The sequence below is a fragment of the Nonomuraea sp. NPDC047529 genome (genome assembly GCF_040642995.1).
In the GTDB taxonomy this organism is placed as follows: Bacteria; Actinomycetota; Actinomycetes; order Streptosporangiales; family Streptosporangiaceae; genus Nonomuraea.
The window spans coordinates 22197-40321 of record NZ_JBEYTJ010000002.1; the positions used below are offsets into that span (position 1 = coordinate 22197).

Annotated in this window: 17 protein-coding genes and 1 pseudogene; 7 read left to right on the top strand and 11 right to left on the bottom strand. The window is 72.9% G+C overall.

Features of this window, described 5'->3' with window-relative positions:
• Positions 1 to 244 precede the first annotated feature (244 nt).
• The 3 genes from ABZ815_RS03705 to ABZ815_RS03715 are packed head-to-tail and all read left to right on the top strand — an operon-like array spanning position 245 to position 3403.
• On the top strand, positions 245 to 1597 hold the full coding sequence (locus ABZ815_RS03705; RefSeq protein WP_357693582.1) for an extracellular solute-binding protein: 1353 nt from the start codon (positions 245 to 247) through the stop codon (positions 1595 to 1597).
• A complete protein-coding gene (locus ABZ815_RS03710) occupies positions 1594 to 2517 on the top strand; it encodes a sugar ABC transporter permease (RefSeq protein ID WP_357693584.1) in 924 nt (307 codons plus the stop codon). The genes ABZ815_RS03705 and ABZ815_RS03710 overlap by 4 nt, the downstream gene beginning before the upstream one ends.
• Before the next feature lies 1 nt (position 2518).
• Positions 2519 to 3403: a carbohydrate ABC transporter permease gene (locus ABZ815_RS03715; RefSeq protein ID WP_357693586.1), complete on the top strand. Its 885-nt coding sequence runs from the start codon at positions 2519 to 2521 to the stop codon at positions 3401 to 3403.
• Between the two features lie 123 nt (positions 3404 to 3526).
• Here the strand turns inward: ABZ815_RS03715 and ABZ815_RS03720 are convergent.
• A pseudogene (locus ABZ815_RS03720) lies at positions 3527 to 3805 on the bottom strand (1-acyl-sn-glycerol-3-phosphate acyltransferase); the annotation flags it as partial.
• On the opposite strand from ABZ815_RS03720, the gene ABZ815_RS03725 reads away from it, so the two are divergent.
• Entirely contained in the window at positions 3695 to 4039 is a 345-nt protein-coding gene (locus tag ABZ815_RS03725) for a hypothetical protein (RefSeq protein WP_357693588.1), read from the top strand. The pseudogene ABZ815_RS03720 and the gene ABZ815_RS03725 sit on opposite strands and share 111 nt — an antisense overlap.
• On the opposite strand, the gene ABZ815_RS03730 is transcribed toward ABZ815_RS03725, so the two are convergent.
• Together ABZ815_RS03730 and ABZ815_RS03735 are read right to left on the bottom strand one after the other, a co-directional pair.
• Positions 4006 to 4722: a GNAT family N-acyltransferase gene (locus tag ABZ815_RS03730; protein ID WP_357693590.1), complete on the bottom strand. Its 717-nt coding sequence runs from the start codon at positions 4720 to 4722 to the stop codon at positions 4006 to 4008. The genes ABZ815_RS03725 and ABZ815_RS03730 overlap by 34 nt on opposite strands.
• Before the next feature lie 100 nt (positions 4723 to 4822).
• Positions 4823 to 5827: a TerC/Alx family metal homeostasis membrane protein gene (locus ABZ815_RS03735; RefSeq protein ID WP_357693592.1), complete on the bottom strand. Its 1005-nt coding sequence runs from the start codon at positions 5825 to 5827 to the stop codon at positions 4823 to 4825.
• A 349-nt stretch (positions 5828 to 6176) separates the two neighbouring features.
• On the opposite strand from ABZ815_RS03735, the gene ABZ815_RS03740 reads away from it, so the two are divergent.
• On the top strand, positions 6177 to 6935 hold the full coding sequence (locus ABZ815_RS03740; protein WP_357693594.1) for a lytic polysaccharide monooxygenase: 759 nt from the start codon (positions 6177 to 6179) through the stop codon (positions 6933 to 6935).
• 78 nt (positions 6936 to 7013) lie between these two features.
• Positions 7014 to 8315, top strand: coding sequence for a hypothetical protein (locus tag ABZ815_RS03745; protein ID WP_357693596.1), 1302 nt, complete (start codon positions 7014 to 7016; stop codon positions 8313 to 8315).
• Between the two features lie 11 nt (positions 8316 to 8326).
• Here ABZ815_RS03745 and ABZ815_RS03750 read toward each other — a convergent pair whose 3' ends face one another.
• The 3 genes from ABZ815_RS03750 to ABZ815_RS03760 are packed head-to-tail and all read right to left on the bottom strand — an operon-like array spanning position 8327 to position 9915.
• On the bottom strand, positions 8327 to 8794 hold the full coding sequence (locus ABZ815_RS03750) for an SRPBCC family protein (protein ID WP_357693598.1): 468 nt from the start codon (positions 8792 to 8794) through the stop codon (positions 8327 to 8329).
• The gene (locus ABZ815_RS03755) at positions 8787 to 9134 is read right to left on the bottom strand and encodes a metalloregulator ArsR/SmtB family transcription factor (protein ID WP_357693600.1); all 348 of its coding nucleotides are present in this window, start codon (positions 9132 to 9134) and stop codon (positions 8787 to 8789) included. The genes ABZ815_RS03750 and ABZ815_RS03755 overlap by 8 nt, the downstream gene beginning before the upstream one ends.
• A gap of 34 nt (positions 9135 to 9168) precedes the next feature.
• The gene (locus ABZ815_RS03760) at positions 9169 to 9915 is read right to left on the bottom strand and encodes an SDR family oxidoreductase (protein ID WP_357693602.1); all 747 of its coding nucleotides are present in this window, start codon (positions 9913 to 9915) and stop codon (positions 9169 to 9171) included.
• 171 nt (positions 9916 to 10086) lie between these two features.
• Between ABZ815_RS03760 and ABZ815_RS03765 the strand changes: the two genes are divergently transcribed.
• Positions 10087 to 12981: a M36 family metallopeptidase gene (locus ABZ815_RS03765; protein WP_357693604.1), complete on the top strand. Its 2895-nt coding sequence runs from the start codon at positions 10087 to 10089 to the stop codon at positions 12979 to 12981.
• A 135-nt stretch (positions 12982 to 13116) separates the two neighbouring features.
• Here the strand turns inward: ABZ815_RS03765 and ABZ815_RS03770 are convergent, their stop codons facing one another.
• Genes ABZ815_RS03770 through pcaH form a run of 5 tightly spaced genes read right to left on the bottom strand, consistent with a single transcriptional unit; the run spans position 13117 to position 18124 of the window.
• Complete coding sequence (locus tag ABZ815_RS03770) at positions 13117 to 14577, bottom strand: aldehyde dehydrogenase family protein (protein ID WP_357693606.1); 1461 nt, start codon at positions 14575 to 14577, stop codon at positions 13117 to 13119.
• Complete coding sequence (gene pcaC, locus ABZ815_RS03775) at positions 14574 to 15671, bottom strand: 4-carboxymuconolactone decarboxylase (RefSeq protein WP_357694639.1); 1098 nt, start codon at positions 15669 to 15671, stop codon at positions 14574 to 14576. Before pcaC ends, ABZ815_RS03770 begins: the two co-directional genes overlap by 4 nt.
• 2 nt (positions 15672 to 15673) lie before the next feature.
• Positions 15674 to 16864: a 3-carboxy-cis,cis-muconate cycloisomerase gene (pcaB, locus tag ABZ815_RS03780; protein ID WP_357693608.1), complete on the bottom strand. Its 1191-nt coding sequence runs from the start codon at positions 16862 to 16864 to the stop codon at positions 15674 to 15676.
• Positions 16851 to 17375 (bottom strand): protocatechuate 3,4-dioxygenase subunit alpha, encoded by a 525-nt coding sequence (pcaG, locus tag ABZ815_RS03785; protein WP_357693610.1) that lies wholly within the window; start codon positions 17373 to 17375, stop codon positions 16851 to 16853. Before pcaG ends, pcaB begins: the two co-directional genes overlap by 14 nt.
• On the bottom strand, positions 17372 to 18124 hold the full coding sequence (gene pcaH, locus ABZ815_RS03790; protein WP_357693612.1) for a protocatechuate 3,4-dioxygenase subunit beta: 753 nt from the start codon (positions 18122 to 18124) through the stop codon (positions 17372 to 17374). The genes pcaG and pcaH overlap by 4 nt, the downstream gene beginning before the upstream one ends.
• Position 18125: the final 1 nt, after the last annotated feature.

The following is an 18125-nucleotide window of genomic DNA, read 5'->3' on the forward strand; positions in this document are numbered from 1 at the left end:
GCGACAGTACTACACGGGCCCGGCGCCCGCCCAGAGCCGGTTTCCCCGGTAAGGGTCTTGACACGGTAATGGTCGAAATCTAGATTGACGTGCCGCGCGGTCATGTCGCAAATGTTTCGACGAGTTCACTCAAGGGCGAGTGGACGAGCGGCATTGGGGGGTTGCCGATCCGACCGCGGGGCCAACGCGTCCCAAGGACAACCGAGCCGCGGCCAGGCCACGGCATTCGAGTACGGAGATCAGCGTGGAGACCAGGTCAACCTCTCGCCGCACCTTCCTCAGCCTCTCCATGGGGCTGCCCCTGGGAGCCGCGCTCGCCGCCTGCGGCACGTCCGGCCCCACCCGCGCGGGTGGCGGCAGCCCGACCGGAGGTGGCGGCGGCGGCGCCAAGGCCACCTACTGGTACCTGTCGGTCGAGCCGCAGGAAGGCGTGCGCCGCCGGGCGATCGAGCGCTTCAACAAGGCGAACCCCGGCACCCCGATCGAGGGCACGCCGTTCCAGAACGACGCCTACAAGACCAAGATCAAGACCGCCATCGGCGCCGGCCAGGCCCCCACGCTGATCTGGGGCTGGGGCGGCGGCACGCTGCGCAGCTACGTGCAGGCCGGCCAGGTCGAGGACCTGACGTCGTGGTTCGCGGAGAACGCCGCCGTCAAGGACCGGCTGTTCCCCTCCTCCTTCGGCGCGGCCACGGTCGACGGCAAGATCTACGCCATGCCGTGCGAGACCGTGCAGCCGATCGTCCTGTACTACAACAAGGAGGTCCTGGAGAAGGTCGGCGTGCAGCCACCGACGACCTGGGGCGAGATCATGGACATCGTGCCCAAGATCAACGCCAAGGGCATCGCGCCGTTCTCGCTCGGCGGCCAGTCGCGCTGGACGAACATGATGTGGCTGGAGTTCCTGTTCGACCGGATCGGCGGCCCCGAGGTGTTCCAGGCGGTGTTCGAGGGCCAGAAGGACGCCTGGTCCAACCCCGCCGCCCTCGACGCCCTGACCAAGATGCAGGACCTGATCAAGGCGAACGGCTTCATCAAGGGCTTCTCCTCCATCACCGCCGACTCCAACGCCGACCAGGCGCTGCTCTACACCGGCAAGGCCGCCATGATGCTGCACGGCGGCTGGACGTACGGCGGCATGAAGAACGACGGCGGCGACTTCGTCCCCGGCGGCCACCTCGGCTACATGAACTTCCCGCCCGTGGACGGCGGCAAGGGCGACCCGAGCAACACCGTCGGCAACCCCGGCCAGTACCTGTCGATCTCCGCCAAGGCCACCCCCGAGCAGAAGGAGCTCGCCAAGAAGTTCTTCACCAGCGGCGTGCTCGACCAGACCGAGGTCAAGGAGTGGGCGGACACCGGCGCCGTCCCGATCGTCAAGGGCGCCGACGCGGCCTTCGCCTCCTCCCCCGACGCCGACTTCCTGAAGTTCGTCTACGGCATCGCCAGCAACGCCCAGACCTTCGCCCAGTCGTGGGACCAGGCGCTCAGCCCGACCGCGGCCGAGGTGCTGCTGGACAACATCGCCAAGCTCTTCCAGCTGTCCATCTCGCCGCAGCAGTTCCAGACGAACATGAACGCGGTCATCGGCAAGTGAGCGTGATCCCGACCCCCGCCGGGCGGGGGACGCCGGCGGCCGCCGGGCGAGGGGGCCGCGGCTCCCTGGCCTGGCTGGCCGTCCCGGCGTTGCTGTTCTTCGTCGCCTTCGGCGTGATCCCGCTGATCGGCGTCCTCGTCCTCAGCTTCACCTCCTGGGACGGGCTCGGCGACATCGGCTTCGCCGGCCTGTCCAGCTGGCAGGCCGTGCTCTCCGACCCCGGGCTGCCGCACGCCCTGTGGGTGACGTTCCTGGTGATGGCCGCGTCCTGGGCGCTGCAGACGCCGGCCAGCATCCTGCTCGGGGTGTTCCTGGCCGGTCAGCAGCGCTACCGCGCCTTGTTGTCGGTGTTCTACTTCATCCCGCTGCTGCTCAGCTCGGCCGCCATCGCCATCGCCTACAAGTCGCTGCTCGACCCGAACTTCGGGCTCGGCGCCGGGCTCGGCCTCGACCTGCTGGCCCAGGACTGGCTGGGCGAGCCCGTCCTCGCCTTCAGCGTGGTGATCTTCGTGGTGTCGTGGCAGTTCATCCCGTTCCACTCGCTGATCTACCAGGGCGGCGTGCGGCAGATCCCGCGCTCGATGTACGAGGCCGCCCAGCTCGACGGCGCGGGCCGGGTCCGCACGTTCTTCAGCATCACGCTGCCGCAGCTCAAGTACACGATCATCACGTCCTCGACGCTGATGGTGGTCGGGTCGCTGACCTTCTTCGACCTGATCTTCGTGCTGACCGTGGGCGGGCCCGGCGACGCCACGCGGGTGCTGGCCCTCGACATGTACAAGCGGGGGTTCCAGGCCAACCTGATGGGCCCGGCCAGCGCGATCGCGGTCATCCTCGTCCTCGTGGGCCTGGCGCTGGCGCTGCTGCTGCGCCGTCTGGGCGGCCGCGACGCCTCGGCGAGCCAGCTGGAAGGGGCCTGACATGGCGACGACGCTGACCGAGCCGGCACGGCGGGCCGCCGGCGCGTCCCCGCGGACGGGCGGGCCGGCCGCGGCCCGGCGCAACTGGGTGGCCGGGGTGGCCGGGTGGATCTGGCTGGCGATCGTGGTGGTGCCGATCTACTGGATCGTCATCACCAGCTTCAAGGAGCAGCGCTCCTACTACGCCTCCAACCCGCTGGCGCCGCCGTCGGAGCCGACGCTCGGGGCGTACAAGGTGGTGCTGGAGTCGGACTTCCCGCTGTACTTCCTCAACAGCCTCGTCGTCACCCTCGGCGCGGTGGTCCCGGCCGTCGGGGTGTCGTTCATGGCGGCGTACGCGATCGTGCGGGGCGGCGGGCGGTTCCTGCGCGGGGTGAACTCGCTGTTCCTCATGGGGCTGGCGATCCCGCTCCAGGCCACGATCATCCCGATCTACCTGATCATCATCCGGCTGCACCTGTACGACTCGCTGCTGGGCATGATCCTGCCCTCCATCGCGTTCGCGATCCCGCTGTCGGTGCTGGTGCTGTCCAACTTCATCAGGGACGTGCCCAAGGAGCTGTTCGAGTCGATGCGGCTGGACGGCGCCACCGACTGGGGCCTGCTCTGGCGGCTGACGTTCCCGCTGACCCGCCCGGCCGTGGTCACGGTGACGATCTACAACGCGCTGACGATCTGGAACGGCTTCCTGCTGCCGCTGATCCTGACCCAGAGCCCGGACAAGCGCACGCTGCCGCTGGCATTGTGGACGTTCCAGGGCCAGTACAGCGTGAACGTGCCCGCCGTGCTCGCCTCGGTCGTCCTGACCACGCTGCCCATCCTGATCCTGTATGTGGTGGGCCGCCGTCAGCTGCTCAGCGGGCTGACCGCGGGCTTCGGCAAGTGAGCGACGGTCCTCCCCCGCGCGGGAGGACCGTCCATCGCCGCGCGCACCAGCGCCTCGGCGTCCCTGGCCAGGACGGCGCGCGCCCGGCCGGTCGCCCTCGCGGTAGCGCAGGGTCGCGGGCCGTACGACGGCGCCGGCGTCGACCGCCGCCTGGAACACCGCCGGACGGAAGTCGCCCATCCCCTGCCCGCACCACGTGGTGCCCTCGGGGAAGGCCACGACGGTGTCGCCCGCCCGCAGCGCCCCGGCGACCGCGGCGACCGCCGAGGGCAGGGCGGACAGGCACGACACATGATTGGCCACCACCAGCGCCCCGGCCTCCCCACCTGCCTCCGAACCCCCGGCCGTGTCCCGTGGTTCCTCGGCGACGAGTTCCAGGCGGACGCCGAGGGCGCGCAGCATGAGCCGGGCCCACGTCCCGGTGGCGCGCGCCCGTACGTCGGCGCGCACGTGGCGGGCCGTCAGCGCGACCGGCACCCCCGCCAGCACCACCAGGACCGCGGCGAGCAGCCGCAGCGCCCGGCGCGCCATCCCCGCGCCCAGGACCGCGGCCCGCACGCACATGTCCGGCGTGCACGGGCCCGTACGCAGCCACGGGCCGGTCACGGCGTCCCGCCCAGGAAGTGGCGCAGGTAGCGGGTGTTCACCTGGGCCATCGACAGCAGCACGAAGAAGTCGGCCGTGCCGAAGTCCCGGTCGTGCGCGGGCGGCCCGCACACCCACGCGCCCAGCCGCAGGTAGCCGCGGAGCAGGGCGGGCGCCACGAACCGGTCGGAGCGCGGCGCGCCGTCGCCCGGCCAGGGCACGAGCGGTGTGACCCGGTACTCCTCGGGACCGAGCGGCACCCGCGCGGCCACGCCGGCCGCCAGCGCGCCGCCGTCGTCGAGCGGCACCGAGCAGCAGCCGGCCAGCCACTGGTGGCCGCCGCTCACCATGTACCGAGCGATCCCCGCCCACATCAGCGCGACCACCGCGCCGTCCCGGTGGTCCGGATGAACGGTGGTACGTCCGGCTTCGACCAGGTTTTTCCTGATGGGGGCGAGGGCGCGCAGGTCGAACTCGGTGTCGGAGTAGAGCCGGTCGGCCCGTCCCGGCGGCAGCAGCCGGTACGTGCCCACCACCCGCCGCCCCTCCCGTACCAGGAGGTGGTCGCAGTAGGCGTCGAACCTGTCCACGTCGAGGCCGGAGACCGGGCTGTCGAGCCGCGCCCCCATCTCCTCGGCGAAGACCTCGTACCGCAGCCGCTGGGCGGCCCGGAGGTCGGCGGGGCTCGTGGCCATCCCGACCGTGTACCGGCTCGTGTCAAGAGAGATCGTCATGGGCGCGAGTCCTTCCCTGAAAGCGTCTCGCGACCATGTCGTCATGCCGACATGACGGCCGGCTCTCTCGGCGGGGGCACCCAGGCGTCGGAGCGGTGAACTAGCTCGCGGCCTCCCTCTCGCGGTCGCGGCGGTTGGCGTACAGGCTGGTCAGGGTCACCGTGGTCAGGACGACGACGATCACGCCGAGCGAGGCGAGCGTCGGGATCTGCGGCATCCAGTCCCAGACGCCGTGCGCCCAGTGCAGGATGAGCTTGACCCCGATGAAGGCCAGGATGACGCTCAGCCCGTGGTTGAGGTGGCGCAGCTTGGCCAGGACGCCCTGGAGCACGAAGTACAGCGCCCGCAGGCCCATCAGCGCGAACGCGTTGGTGGCGAAGACCAGGAACGGGTCCTCGGTCACGCCGTACACGGCCGGCACCGAGTCCACGGCGAAGACGATGTCCGTGCCGAGGACGGCGATCGCGGCCAGGGCCAGCGGCGTCAGGGCCAGCCGGCCGCCCTCGCGCACGGCCAGCCGGGAGCCGCGGTAGTCGTCGGTGACCGGCACGAAGCGGCGCACCAGCCGGACGCTGCGCATGGAGGAGATGTCCACCTGCTGCTCGTGGCCGCCGAGCACGTCCTTGAAGATCTTGCCGGCGGTGACGATGAGGATCGCGCCGAACAGCAGGAACGCCCACGTGCCGCTCTGCAGCGCGGCGGCGCCGAGCCAGATGAAGATCCCGCGCAGGACGAGCGCGCCGACGATGCCGTACAGCAGGACCTGCCGGGCCAGCGCGGGCGGGACCGCGAAGGCCGCCAGCAGCAACATGAACACGAACAGGTTGTCCACCGACAACGACTTCTCCACCACGAAGCCGGTGAAGAACTCCACGGCGACGCCGCCGCCGTGGGCCGCCCACAGGTAGAAACCGAAGATCACCGGCAGGATCAGGTAGAAGACCGACCAACCGGCCGCCTCGCGCATGCGGACCTCGTGCGGGCGCCTGGTCAGCAGCAGATCCAGGCCCAGCAGCAGCACGAGCCCGGCGATCGCGACCAGCCACAGGGTGGGCGTGGCGATGGTGGTCAGGGCGGGGGCAGCCTGGGATATGCCCGTGGGCATGGGTCCTCCTCGAACGCGCGTCATCGTTCGAGGTCTCCTTCGCCCGTGCGCCGATCGCGCGGGCGGCCGCCCGGGGACGTCAGGGACGTCCGTACTGACCGGGCCGGCGCTTGCGAAGTACTCCCCTCGGCCACCTCAGCCTAGGCGATGTCACGACATGTCACCACCTGTTGGCTCCCGCGATCCGCGCGGGCCCACGCAGGGCCGGGTGGCCCCTGCCCGGAGGGAGACGGGACGGTCACCGGCCGCCACCCTGACTCGGGGTCGGAAAAGCGCTGACTGTGCCATTTACCGTTAGGAAACTTTCCTTTATATTTGGGAGCATCCCCCAGCATGAAGGAACGGTGACATGCGCAGAGTATGGACCTTCTTAGCCATGGCGGCGGTCTCCGTCGCCACCGTCGTCGCGCTCTCCCCGCCGGCCTCGGCGCACGGTTACATCTCCGACCCGCCGAGCCGTCAGGCCAACTGCGCGGCCGGCAAGGTCAAGAACTGCGGCCAGATCATCTGGGAGCCGCAGAGCGTCGAGGGCCCCAAGGGCCTGCGCAACTGCAGCGGCGGCGACGCCCGGTGGGCGCCACTGGACGACGACAGCAAGGCCTGGCCCGCCGCGACCGTGGGTGACACGGTCAACTTCAAGTGGCTCATCGAGGCCCGGCACGCGACCAGCACGTGGGAGTACTACGTCGGCGGCACCCGGATCGCCCTGTTCAACGACCACGGCAGGGAGCCGGGCGCGACGGTGACGCACTCGGTCAGCCTGGGCGGCCGTACCGGGCGCATCAAGCTGCTGGCCATCTGGAACATCGCCGACACCGAGAACGCCTTCTACAACTGCGTCGACCTCCAGGTCGGCCCCGGCGGCCCCACGCCGACGCCCACCCCGACGCCCACTCCGACGCCCACTGCCACGCCCACCCCGACCCCGACCCCCACGCCCACGGTGACCCCGACGCAGGGTCCGGCCGGCAACTGGACCGCGGGGACCGCGTACAAGTCGGGTGACCAGGTGGTCTACAACAACGTCACCTACCGCTGCGTGCAGCCGCACACGGCGCTGCCCGGCTGGGAGCCGCCGAACGTGCCCGCCCTGTGGCAGCGGGTGTGATCGTCTGACTCCGGTGCACGAAAGGGGTGCGGTCGGCCAGAATCGGGCCGACCGCACCTTCTCTTCTGGAAGGCACCGATGAAACGACTTCTCCTCGTCCTCACCGTCGTCGTGGTGGCGGCGGCCGTCTGGGGCGGCGTCCTGCTGCTGTCGGCCACGGCCGACGAGGGGCAGGGCAGGCAGCGGCTGGCGGTGGCGCCCTCGGTCGTGCGCGAGAGCGTGATCGTCGACGGCGGCGGTCAGGTCGTCGGGAAGCTGGACGCCGACTGCGCGACCGGCCGGTTCCCGGCCTTCTGCCATCGGGTGCGCGCCGAGCTGACCGCGCTCGACCCGCGCCTGCTCACCCGGGGCGGCCTGGTGGTCGCGACGACCCTCGACCCGCGGGCTCAGCAGGCGGCGCAGCGGGCCGTCGAGGCCCGCGTCCGGCCCGGTGACACCCCTGTCGCCGTCGAGGCCATGGTGGCGCCGGGCAGCGGCGAGATCAGGGCGCTGGCCGCCAGCAAGGGCGACGGGGCGCACGGGTTGTCGCAAGGCTCGACGGCGATGGCGTACACGCTGGCCGCGGCGCTGTCCGGCGGCTTCCGCTACGACGACGGCTTCCCCCGATCCCGCTCCTACCAGGCCTCCGGCCAAGAGTCCTTCACCAACTGCAAGGGCCAGAACGTGGGCGATCCCGCCTTCACCTTCACCGACCCCGTCGGCGGGAGCGGCGGCGCGTTCACCACCCTGCGCTCGGGCGCCCGCGCCACCCAGAACACCTTCTTCATGCGGCTGGAGGAGCGGATCGGCCTCTGCGCGACCGTGCGCGCCGCGCAGCGGCTCGGCCTCTCCCGCTTCGACGGGATGCCTCTGGTGGAGTACGAGGCGTTCACGCTCGGCGCCAACGAGACGGACACCGTCACCGTCGCCGCGACCTACGCCACGCTGGCCGCCCACGGCCTGCGCTGCGCGCCGCGCGCGGTCAAGGAGGTCCGCGACGACTCCGGCAAGGTGCTGCACGCCCTCGGCCCCCGTTGTGAGCAGGCGCTGGACGCCGCCGTCGCCGACGCGGTGACCGGCCTGCTGCGCACCGACGGCCTCGGCCGGGACGCGGCGGGCCTGGCGAGCAGGATCCCCGACTACAAGTCGACCTGGTACGCCGGTTACACCCCCGACCTGGCCGCCGCCGTCAGCCTCGGCTTCACCGGCGTGCCGCCGACGCCCGCGCTGACCGACGTCCCCATCGGCGGACGCCGGCACGACGTCGTGGACGGCACCACGATCCCCGGCCCGATCTGGCGGGCCTCGATGACCGAGGCGCTGCGCGGGGTCCCGGAGACCCGGTTCCCGGAACCGGACACGGCCCGCTTCGGCGGCTGCCGCCTCGCCTGCCCGAAGTAGGAGGCCCGCGGTCAGCGGGCGAGGAGTTCGGCCAGGCGGTTCATGGAGTGGGCGCCGCCCTTGGGGCCGTCGGCGCGCACGATCGCGTCCCGGGCCTCGACGGACGGGTGCACCGACCGGGCCACGTACCGGGTGCCGCCGCCGCTCTCCTCCAGCCGGACGGTCTCCAGGGCCACCTCGCCCGGCGTGCCCTCGAACTCCCACGTGCGCACGTACCGCTCCGGCGGCACGACGGCGTGGTAGACGCCGCTGAAGGCGTACTCCCTGCCACGGGCGTCGATGTTGACGAATCGCCACCGGCCGCCCGGCGCGACCTCCATGGCCTCCACCCGGGTGTCCAGCCAGTGGGGGCCCCACCAGCGCGGGATCAGCGCCGGGTCGGTGACGGCCCGGAACACGACGTCCCTGGGGGCGTCGAAGGCCCGGATCATGATGATGTCCTGGCGGCCGGGTTCGATGACGAATTCGGTCTCACCCATGGTCACGTCCTTCCTGGCTGCGCCGGAGGTTCCTGATCTCCTGGTCGAGCCGGTCGAAGCTGCCGGTCCAGCGGTCGCGATAGCGGTCGATCCACGCGGAGGCGCCCTCCAGCGGCGCCGTCTCCAGGCGGCACGGCCGCCACTGCGCGTCGCGTCCGCGGCTGATCAGCCCGGCCCGTTCCAGCACCTTCAGGTGCTTGGACACGGCCTGCAGGCTCATGTCGAAGGGCTCGGCCAGCTCGTTGACCGTGGCCTCGCCGTCGGCCAGCCGGGCGAGGATGGCCCGCCGGGTGGGGTCGGCCAGGGCGGCGAAGGTGAGGCTGAGCCGGTCGTCGGGCATCGGTGCGTACGTTCCTTCCAGGGCGGCGCTGACCCTAATGGTCCACGATCGCGCCGCAGGAGACGTTCACGGTCGCCGACGTCATGGTCCTGGCCCGGTCGGAGGCGACGAACGCCGCCACGTCGCCCACGTCGGCGAGGGTGGCGAGCCGTCCGAGGAGGGTGGGCTCGCGCAGCTCCGCCTCCAGCGCGTCCTTGCCCGGGTACGAGGCGGGGATGCTCTCCGGCACGCCGCCGGTGATCAGGGTGACCACGCGCACGCCCTGCCGCCCGGCCTCGCACGCCCACTGGCGGCGGATGCCCTCCATGGTGTCCAGCGACACCTTGAACCCGCCCAGCCCCGGCTGCGTCTGCGGTCCGCCGCCGCCGAACAGCAGGACGACGCCCGACCCGGTCATGTACCGCACGGCCGCCCTGATGGTGAGGAACTGGGTGCGCGCGGCGACCTGGATCGGCCGCAGGAAGTCCTCGACGGAGATCTCGGCCAGCGGACGCTGCACGTCCTGGACGGAGACGGCGTTGAACGAGACGTCGATGCGGCCCTCGCGGGCGGCCACCGAGCCGGTGAACGCGTCCACGGCCTGCTCGTCCAGCGCGTCCACGAGGGCGGTCTCCGCCGTGCCGCCGGCCGCGCGGACGTCGTCGGCGACCTTGTCGAGCGGGGCCCGGGTGCGGCCGGCCAGGAAGACGCGGGCGCCCTCACGGGCGAAGGCGCGGGCCACCGCGCCGCCGATCGAGCCGCCTCCGCCGTAGATCACCGCGACCTTGTCCTGAAGAAGCATCTCCACCTCCTTGTTCAACCTTTTGGTTTATCAACCTATAGGTTGATTACGGGGCGATGTCAAGAACTGGACACTTCTGGAGGCTCTACCCGATCTTGTCAGGACCCCGGAGCGGTGTTACCTCTTGCGGGACGGGCGTCAATCGCGCGTCTTCTGTACCCAGGAGGAACTGTGTCGAATGGACCCTGGTTACGCAGCGCCGTGATCGCCCTCGCGGTCACCGCTGCTGCCCTCCCCATGACCGGCGCCGCGCGGGGCGAACCCGGCGGACAGGCCCCGATCGTCCACGACTTCCAGGCCGAGCAGCACGGCAGGCCGGACCTGGACAATCGGCAGGGCCGGGTCCCGCCGCCCGCCGGGGTCGCCGCGCGGGCCGCGGGCGCCGAGATCCGCTGGAACGCCCTCGGCACCCCCGCCGTCGTCACCGGCGCGGCGCCGCTCGCCGAGGGCCTGGGCGAGGACCCCGAGAAGGCCGCCCGCGCCTACCTTGCCGCCAACGAGCCGCTGTTCGGCCTGTCGGCGGAGGAGGTCGCCGGGCTGGAGAAGGTCGCGGTCAACCCGCTCGGCGCCGGTCACGCCGTGCTCCTGCGCCAGAAGTTCGGCGGGCTGCCCGCGGGGGTGGACGGGCTCGTCGCGGTCGGCGTCGTGCACGGGAAGGTGCGCCACGTGACCTCCTCGCTCGCCCGCGAGCAGGCCGCGCCCCCGGCCGCCGCGATCAGCGAGGCGCGCGCCCTGGAGATCGCGGCCCGCGACGGCGGCATCGACGTGGCCACGGCGACGACGAAGCAGGTCACGAAGGTGGCCGTGCCCGCGCCGGACGGCGTGCACAGCGCGTACCAGGTGGTCCTGATCGGCGGCGGGGAGGGCGAGGCCGCGGCCTACACCACCCACGTGGACGCGGTCAGCGGCGGCATCCTCACCCGCGAGAACCTGGTCGACCAGTTCGACCCCGAGAACCCGCGCTGGGCCGCCTTCCCGGCCAACCCGCCCGGCGACTACTCCTCCACCGACACCCGGCGGACCTGGTGCCAGGCGGCCGGCCACGGCTGCGACCTCGCCACCGGCGGCGACCCGGCGACCGGCCGCCCCTGGGACGTCGACCACGCCACCGGCACGCCGACCCTGACCAGCGCGGGCAACGCCACCCGGACGTACGAGAACCGCGCGAACGGCGACCCGTTCACCGTCGGCACCCGCGCGAACGCGCCCTCCCCGGACCGCCGCTACGTCTACCCGTGGCGCAACACCTGGTACCGGGCCAAGTGCGACCCGGCGACGTTCGACCAGCCGGGCGAGGCGGACCTGGAGGCGGCGATCGCCAACCTCAACGTCATGCACAACCGCATGCACGACTGGTCCTACCGGCTCGGCTTCACCGAGTCCGCCTGGAACATGCAGGTGGACAACGGCGACCGCGGCGGGCTCGGCAACGACCCCGAGCAGGGCAACGCCCAGGCCGGGGCGCGCGTGTCGTCGGTACGCGACAACGCCAACCAGATCACCGGCCCCGACGGCGTCGCCCCGATCACCAACATGTACCTGTGGCAGCCGATCGCCGGTTCGTTCTACTCCCCCTGTGTGGACGGCGACTACGACATGTCGGTCATCGGCCACGAGTACACCCACGCCATCTCCGGCCGCATGATCGGCGGCCCGAACGCCGGCTGGAGCGGCGCGCAGGCGGGCGCCATGAACGAGAGCACCTCCGACCTGTTCGCCATGGAGTACCTGAACGAGTATGGCTTCCGCTCCTCCGGCGCGACCCCGTACGTGATCGGCCCGTACGTCACGGGCGACCGCGCCCGCGGCATCCGCAACTACGACATGTCCAGGTCGCCGCTGAACTACAGCGACATCGCCTACGACCTGGTCGGCGCGCAGGTGCACGCCGACGGCGAGATCTGGACCGCCACCCAGTTCGACGTCCGCGAGGCGTTCGTCAAGCGGTACGGCAAGGGCACGCCCGCCCGGCAGCGCGACTGCGCCGACGGCAAGGTGGCGGTGGACCGGTGCCCGGGCAACCGGCGGTGGGCGCAGCTCTCGTACGACGCCCTGCTGCTAATGGCCTCCGGCGCGGTCAGTTACGTCGATCACCGGGACGCGATCCTGGCCGCCGACGCCATCCGCTTCGACGGGGCGAACCAGGACATCCTGTGGCGGGCGTTCGCCGAGCACGGCCTAGGCAAGGGCGCGGCCAGCAACGGCCCGAACGACCCCGACCCGACGCCGAGCTTCGCCGACCCGGCCGGCCGCAACGGCCTCCTCCAGCTCAAGCCGCTCGGCGAGGCCAAGGACGCGGCCCTGCGGCTCTACGTGGGCGACTACGAGGGCCGCGCGGTGCCGGTCGCCGACACCGACCCGGCCACGCCGCTGGGCGACACCGTGGAGATGACGCCGGGCACGTACCGGTTCGTGGTGGCGGGGGCCGGGTTCGGGCACACGCGGCTGACGTTCCCGGTGGTGGCCGGGGTGAAGCTGCCGCTCCCGCTGTCGCCGCCGCGCAACCTCGCCTCGGCCGCGGCGGGCGCGACGGCCACCGGCGACGGCGTCAACCAGGCCCGGCTGATCGACGACACCGAGGCCACGAACTGGGCCTCGCGCACCGGCGCGCCGGCCGGCCGGTCGGTCGTCGTGGACCTGGCGGGCGACCGCCCGGTCACGGTGCGCAGGGTCCAGGTGAGCGCGATGCTCAGGCCCGATGTCGGCGACGCCGCCGACCCGGGCGGGCAGAACAGGTTCTCGGCGCTGCGCGCGTTCGAGGTGCTGGCCTGCGCCGCCGACTGCGCCGACCCGGCGAGCTTCCGGAAGGTCTACACCAGCCCGGCGGACGCGTTCGACGCCACGCTGCCCCGGCCGCGTGGCGCGGACCTGCTGGTGCGCTCCTTCCGGATGCCGCCGACCAGCGCCACCCACCTGATGTTGCGGGTGGTCAGCAGCCAGTGCACCGGCAACCCGCGTTACGCGGGCGAGCAGGACGCCGACCCCGGCTCCGCGACCGACTGCGCCACGGCGAGCCCGGCGCGCGAGCAGGTGCGGGCCGCCGAGTTCCAGGCGTACGCCCACTGACCCGGCGGCGGTCCGGCTGACCGACCGGCCCGCCGCTCCCAGGAGCGGGCCGGGCGGTCAGCTCGTGGGAACGGGCCGGGCGGTCAGAACGTGGGAACGGGCCGGGCGGTCAGAACGTGGGAACGGGCCGGGCGGTCAGAACGGGTAGTGGGCCTGTTCGGTCGCCAGGGTGATCCAGCGGGTGTTGCTGAACGCCTCCAGGCCCCACCGGCCGCCGAAGCGGCCGTACCCGGAGGAACCGGCCCCGCCGAAGGGCGCCTGCGGCTCGTCGCCCACGGACTGGTCGTTGACGTGCACGATGCCGGTCCGCAGGCGGCGGGCCACGCGCAGGCCGTGGGTGCCGTTCTCGGTGATGATCCCGGCGGTCAGGCCGTGCTCGGTGTCGTTGGCCAGGGACACGGCCTCGTCGTCGGTGGCGAAGGTGTCGACCACGCACACCGGGCCGAATGCCTCGCCGTAGTACAACCTGGCGTGCTTGGACACGCCGGTCAGCACCGTGGCCGGGTGCACCGCGCCCTCGGGCTCGCCGCCTCCGGCCAGCACGGTCGCGCCCTTGTCGACCGCGTCGGCGACCAGGCCGGCCACCCGCGCCGCGGCGTCCGCGCTGACCAGGGGCCCGATCACCGTCTCCGGCCGGGACGGGTCGCCGGCGGGCAGCGCGCGCACCTTGTCCGCGAACCTGCGACCGAACTCCCCGGCCAGCGACTCGTGCACCAGCACGCGGTCGCCCGACATGCAGATCTGGCCCGCGTTCATGAAGACGCCGAAGGCGGCGGCGTCCACGGCGTGGTCGAGGTCGGCGTCGTCCAGGACGATGATGGCGTTCTTGCCGCCCAGTTCGAGCAGGGCGGGCTTGAGGTGGCGGGCGGCGTGGGTGCCGATGATCCGGCCGACCTCGGTGGAGCCGGTGAAGTTGACGGCGCGTACGCGGGGGTCGGCGATGAGCGCCTCGGCGATCACGGCGGCGTCGGCCGGGTCGTTGGTGACCACGTTGAGCACGCCCGCGGGCAGCCCGGCCTCGTGCAGCAGGTCGGCGACGAACAGGCCGCAGGCGATCGGCGCGTCCTCGCTGGGCTTCATGACGACGGTGTTGCCCGCGGCAAGGGCGGCGGCCACCGAGCGCACGCCGAGGATGATCGGCGCGTTCCACGGGGAGAAGGCGGCGACCACGCCGAGCGGCTCGCGTACGGCCAGGCCGAGCACGCCCTCCTCCTGCGCGGTGAGCACGTCGCCGCGCGGCGCGGTGATGGCGGCGGCGGCCTCGCGCAGCATGTTCGCGGCCAGCCCGACGTTGAACAGGGCCCACGGGCGGGTGCCGCCGACCTCGGCGGCCATCAGCGCCACGGCCTGCTCGCCGCGTTCCTGGAGCAGGTCGGCGGCCCTGAGGAAGATCGCCCGGCGGGCGAACGGGCTGGTGGCGGCCCAGCCGTCGAAGGCGGCCTGCGCCGCGTCCACGGCCGACGTGACGTCCTCGACGCCCGCGGCGGCCACGGTCGCGTACACATCGCCGGTGTACGGGGCCAGGTCGGAGGTCGTACGGCCGCCCTGCGCGGGGACGTTCTTGCCGCCGATCAGCAGGTCACGGGTGATGGTCATGTGGTCTCCCCTACTATCTCGGTCAGGACGCGCTGGGCGACGCCGAACGCGGCGTTGGCGGCGGGCACCCCGCAGTAGATCGCGCTCTGCAGCAGCACCTCGCCGATCTCGTCGGCCGTCAGTCCGTTGCGCACGGCGGCGCGGACGTGCATGGCCAGCTCGTCGAGGTGCCCGTGCGCGACCAGCGCGGTGAGGGTGACGCAGCTTCTGGTGCGCCGGTCGAGGCCGGGCCTGGTCCAGATCTCTCCCCAGGCGTAGCGGGTGATGAGGTCCTGGAAGTCCCTGGTGAAGGCGGTGGTACGGGTGACGGCCCGGTCGACGTGGGCGTCCCCGAGCACTTCCCGGCGCACCCGCATGCCGGGGGTGGCGGGCAGGTGCGCGAGCAGCGCGGCGGTGACCCGTTCCGGCTGGTCGACGCCGGCCAGGTGGGCCGCGCCCGGGACCTCGACGAGCGTCGCGCCGGGGATGCCGTCGGCCAGCTCCCTGGCGTGCGCGGGCGGGGTGGCGGGGTCGTCGCGGCCGCCCAGGACCAGCGTCGGGACGGCGATGCCGGGCAGCTCGGCGCGCAGGTCGTAACCGGCCAGGGCGTCGCAGCAGGCGGCGTAGCCGGCGGGGTCGGCGGCGGCGAGGTCGTCCAGGAGCGCCTGGTCGGGGGGTCCGGCGAACCAGCGTCCGGCCGTGGGCTCCAGCAGCGGCGCGGTGCCCCGCTCGCGGACCAGCGCCGCCCGCTCGCGCCAGCCGCCGGGCTCGCCGAAGCGGGCCGAGGAGCAGATCATCGCCAGGGACAGCAGGCGTCCGGGGTGGCGCAGGGCGAGTGTGGCGCCGATCGCGCCGCTGATCGAGATGCCGGCGTAGTGGAAGGCGTCCAGGCCCAGGTCGTCGGCCAGTTCCAGGACGAGCCCGGCCAGGCCGTCGATCGTGGACACGCCGAGGGACGGCGAGCCGCCGTGTCCCGGCAGGTCGAAGCGGACCACGCGGAACCGGCGGGCCAGCGCGGCGACCTGCGGCTCCCACACCCGGGCCGAGGTGCCGACCGACGGGCCGAGGACGATCGGCTCACCGTGTTCCGGGCCGTCCACCCGGTGCTGCAACAACGTCACTCCTCCTCCAGCGCCCGCTTGACCAGGGCGGCGGCGGCGCCGGGCGGTCCGGCGACGGTCAGGGCGGCGCGCATGCGCCCGGGATGCACCCGCAGGTCGGCGACCAGTTCCGCGGCGTCGCGGGCGGAGCCGGCGACCAGGCGCAGCGCCTCGCGCAGCGGCTGCCATTCGGCGTGCCAGGCGCCGGGCGGGCGCTCGTCCTCGGCGGCCATGGAGGCGTACAGGACGGCGGCCTGGGCGGGCACCTGGCGGGCCGCCGCGGCGATCATGGTGGCCCGTACGGGATTGTGCTTGTGCGGCATCGACGACGAGCCGCCGCCGACGCCCTCGGACACCTCGCCGATCTCGGTGCGCGACAACACCAGCACGTCGGCGGCCAGCTTGCCCAGCGCCCCGGCCGTGAACGCCAGCGCCCCGGCCAGGTCGGCGACGGGGGTGCGCAGCACGTGCCAGGGCAACGTGGGCGCCGCCAGCCCCAGCTCGCCGGCGAACCGCCGGACCACCTCCAGCGCCTCCTCCCCTCCGCCACCACCGGGGGTGGCGGAGTCGGCGTCGGGGTCGGCAGGGGCGGTGAAGCGGTCGAGGGTGCCGGCCGGGCCGCCGAGCTGGGCCGGGAGGGCTCCGCGGGCGACGCGCAGGCGGTCTCTGGCGTCGATGGCCAGCTTCCGCCAGCCCGCCGCCTTGAGCCCGAACGTGGTCGGCACGGCCTGCTGGGTGAGCGTACGGGCGGCCATGAGGGTGTCGCGGTGGGCCCGCGCCAGCGTGGCGAGCCCGGCGACCACCCGGTCGAGGTCGCCCAGGACCGGCCCGAGCGCCCGGTACGCGACCAGCATGAGCGCGGTGTCGAGAATGTCCTGGCTGGTCGCGCCCGCGTGCACGTGCTCCCCGTACGGCCCGGCGGCGGCGCGCAGGTCGGCCACCAGCGGGATGACCGGGTTGCCGCCCGAACGGGCCCGCGCGGCCAGCCCGGCCGGGTCGTACAGCTCGGCGCGGGCCGCGGCGGTCACGGCGTCGGCCGCCTCCAGGGGCGCGCGCCCGAGCCCGGCCAGGACCCGGGTCAGCGCGGCCTCGGCGTCCAGCATGGCCTGGAGGACCGCCACGTCGCCGGTCGCCTCGACCCCGCCACGCATGGGCGAGAGCAACCCGAGATCCCCCGAACCACCCGCGGCGGGGTCAGCCGAAGTCAAGGAAGACCGTCTCCTTCTCGCCCTGCAGATGGATGTCGAAGCGGTGGACGCCCTCCCGCTCCTCCACCGCGACCAGCGTGCGTGCCCGCTCGGGCGGCAACGAGTCGAGGAAGGCGTCGGACCGCAGGTAGATGCGGGTGAACAGGTGGTGGAGCAGGCCGCGGGCGAACACGCACACGCTGATGTACCCGTTGCCCGGCTCGACCGTGCGCAGGGTCCAGTGGCCGTCGGCGTCGGTGGGGACGCGGCCGAACCCGGTGAAGTCGACGCCGTGCCGGCCGATGACCGCGCCGTCGACCGGGTCGCGGCGCAGCGAGCCGGGCGCGCCGGACAGGTCGCCCGTGGGGTCGGCCTGCCAGAACTCCAGCAGCGCGTCGGGGATCGGGTCGCCGGCGCCGTCGTAGACGCGGCCGTGCACGGTGATGCCGCCGGTGGCGAGGTCGCCGCCGCCGGGGAAGGGCAGCGCGTAGCCGTAGAACGGGCCGACCGTCTGCGAGGGCGTGGGGTTCATCGGCCTTCCTCCATCCAGGTCGCGGCGGGCCCGTCGAGCACGATGTCCCACCGGTAGCCGAGCGACCACTCGGGCTTGGACAGGTCGTGCGCGTAGGTGGAGACCAGCCGCCGGCGGGCGCCGTCGTCGGTGACCGACTGCAGGATCGGGTCGTAGGGGAACAGCGGGTCGCCGGGGAAGTACATCTGGGTCACCAGCCGCTGGGCGAAGGCCGTGCCGAACAGCGAGAAGTGGATGTGTGCGGGCCGCCAGGCATTGAGGTGGTTGCGCCAGGGGTAGGGGCCGGGCTTGATCGTGGTGAAGTGGTACTCGCCGTCGTCGCCGGTCAGGCAGCGTCCCACGCCGGTGAAGTTGGGGTCGAGCGGCGCCGGGTGGTCGTCACGCTGGTGCAGGTAGCGGCCCGCGGAGTTGGCCTGCCAGATCTCCACGAGCTGACCGCGTACCGGACGGCCCTGGCGGTCGAGCACGCGGCCGGTCACGGTGATCCGCTCGCCCAGCGGTTCGCCGAGGTGCTGCCGGGTCAGGTCGGAGTCGAGCGCGGTCACGTCCGTGACGCCGAACACCGGGCCGGACAGCTCGCTCGCCTCCGGGTCCTTCAGCGCGACCAGCGGCTGCTTGGGGTGACGCAGCAGGGTGCTGCGGTACGGGGCGTAGTCGCGCGCGGGGTGGTCGGCCGGCCGGTCGCCGCGGGCCTCGCTCAGCGCGGCGATCTCGCGGTCGATGTCGGCCTGCGTGAGTGGTTCGGACATG

Bases quoted from the DNA above. Each gene is read 5' to 3' on its own strand.
- ABZ815_RS03715 (WP_357693586.1), top strand. From the start codon at position 2,519: ATGGCGACGACGCTGACCGAGCCGGCACGGCGGGCCGCCGGCGCGTCC.
- ABZ815_RS03750 (WP_357693598.1), bottom strand. From the start codon at position 8,794: ATGGGTGAGACCGAATTCGTCATCGAACCCGGCCGCCAGGACATCATC.
- ABZ815_RS03740 (WP_357693594.1), top strand. From the start codon at position 6,177: ATGCGCAGAGTATGGACCTTCTTAGCCATGGCGGCGGTCTCCGTCGCC.
- ABZ815_RS03730 (WP_357693590.1), bottom strand. From the start codon at position 4,722: ATGACGATCTCTCTTGACACGAGCCGGTACACGGTCGGGATGGCCACG.
- pcaH (WP_357693612.1), bottom strand. From the start codon at position 18,124: ATGTCCGAACCACTCACGCAGGCCGACATCGACCGCGAGATCGCCGCG.
- ABZ815_RS03745 (WP_357693596.1), top strand. From the start codon at position 7,014: ATGAAACGACTTCTCCTCGTCCTCACCGTCGTCGTGGTGGCGGCGGCC.
- ABZ815_RS03760 (WP_357693602.1), bottom strand. From the start codon at position 9,915: ATGCTTCTTCAGGACAAGGTCGCGGTGATCTACGGCGGAGGCGGCTCG.
- pcaG (WP_357693610.1), bottom strand. From the start codon at position 17,375: ATGAACCCCACGCCCTCGCAGACGGTCGGCCCGTTCTACGGCTACGCG.
- ABZ815_RS03735 (WP_357693592.1), bottom strand. From the start codon at position 5,827: ATGCCCACGGGCATATCCCAGGCTGCCCCCGCCCTGACCACCATCGCC.
- ABZ815_RS03725 (WP_357693588.1), top strand. From the start codon at position 3,695: ATGATTGGCCACCACCAGCGCCCCGGCCTCCCCACCTGCCTCCGAACC.
- ABZ815_RS03755 (WP_357693600.1), bottom strand. From the start codon at position 9,134: ATGCCCGACGACCGGCTCAGCCTCACCTTCGCCGCCCTGGCCGACCCC.
- ABZ815_RS03770 (WP_357693606.1), bottom strand. From the start codon at position 14,577: ATGACCATCACCCGTGACCTGCTGATCGGCGGCAAGAACGTCCCCGCG.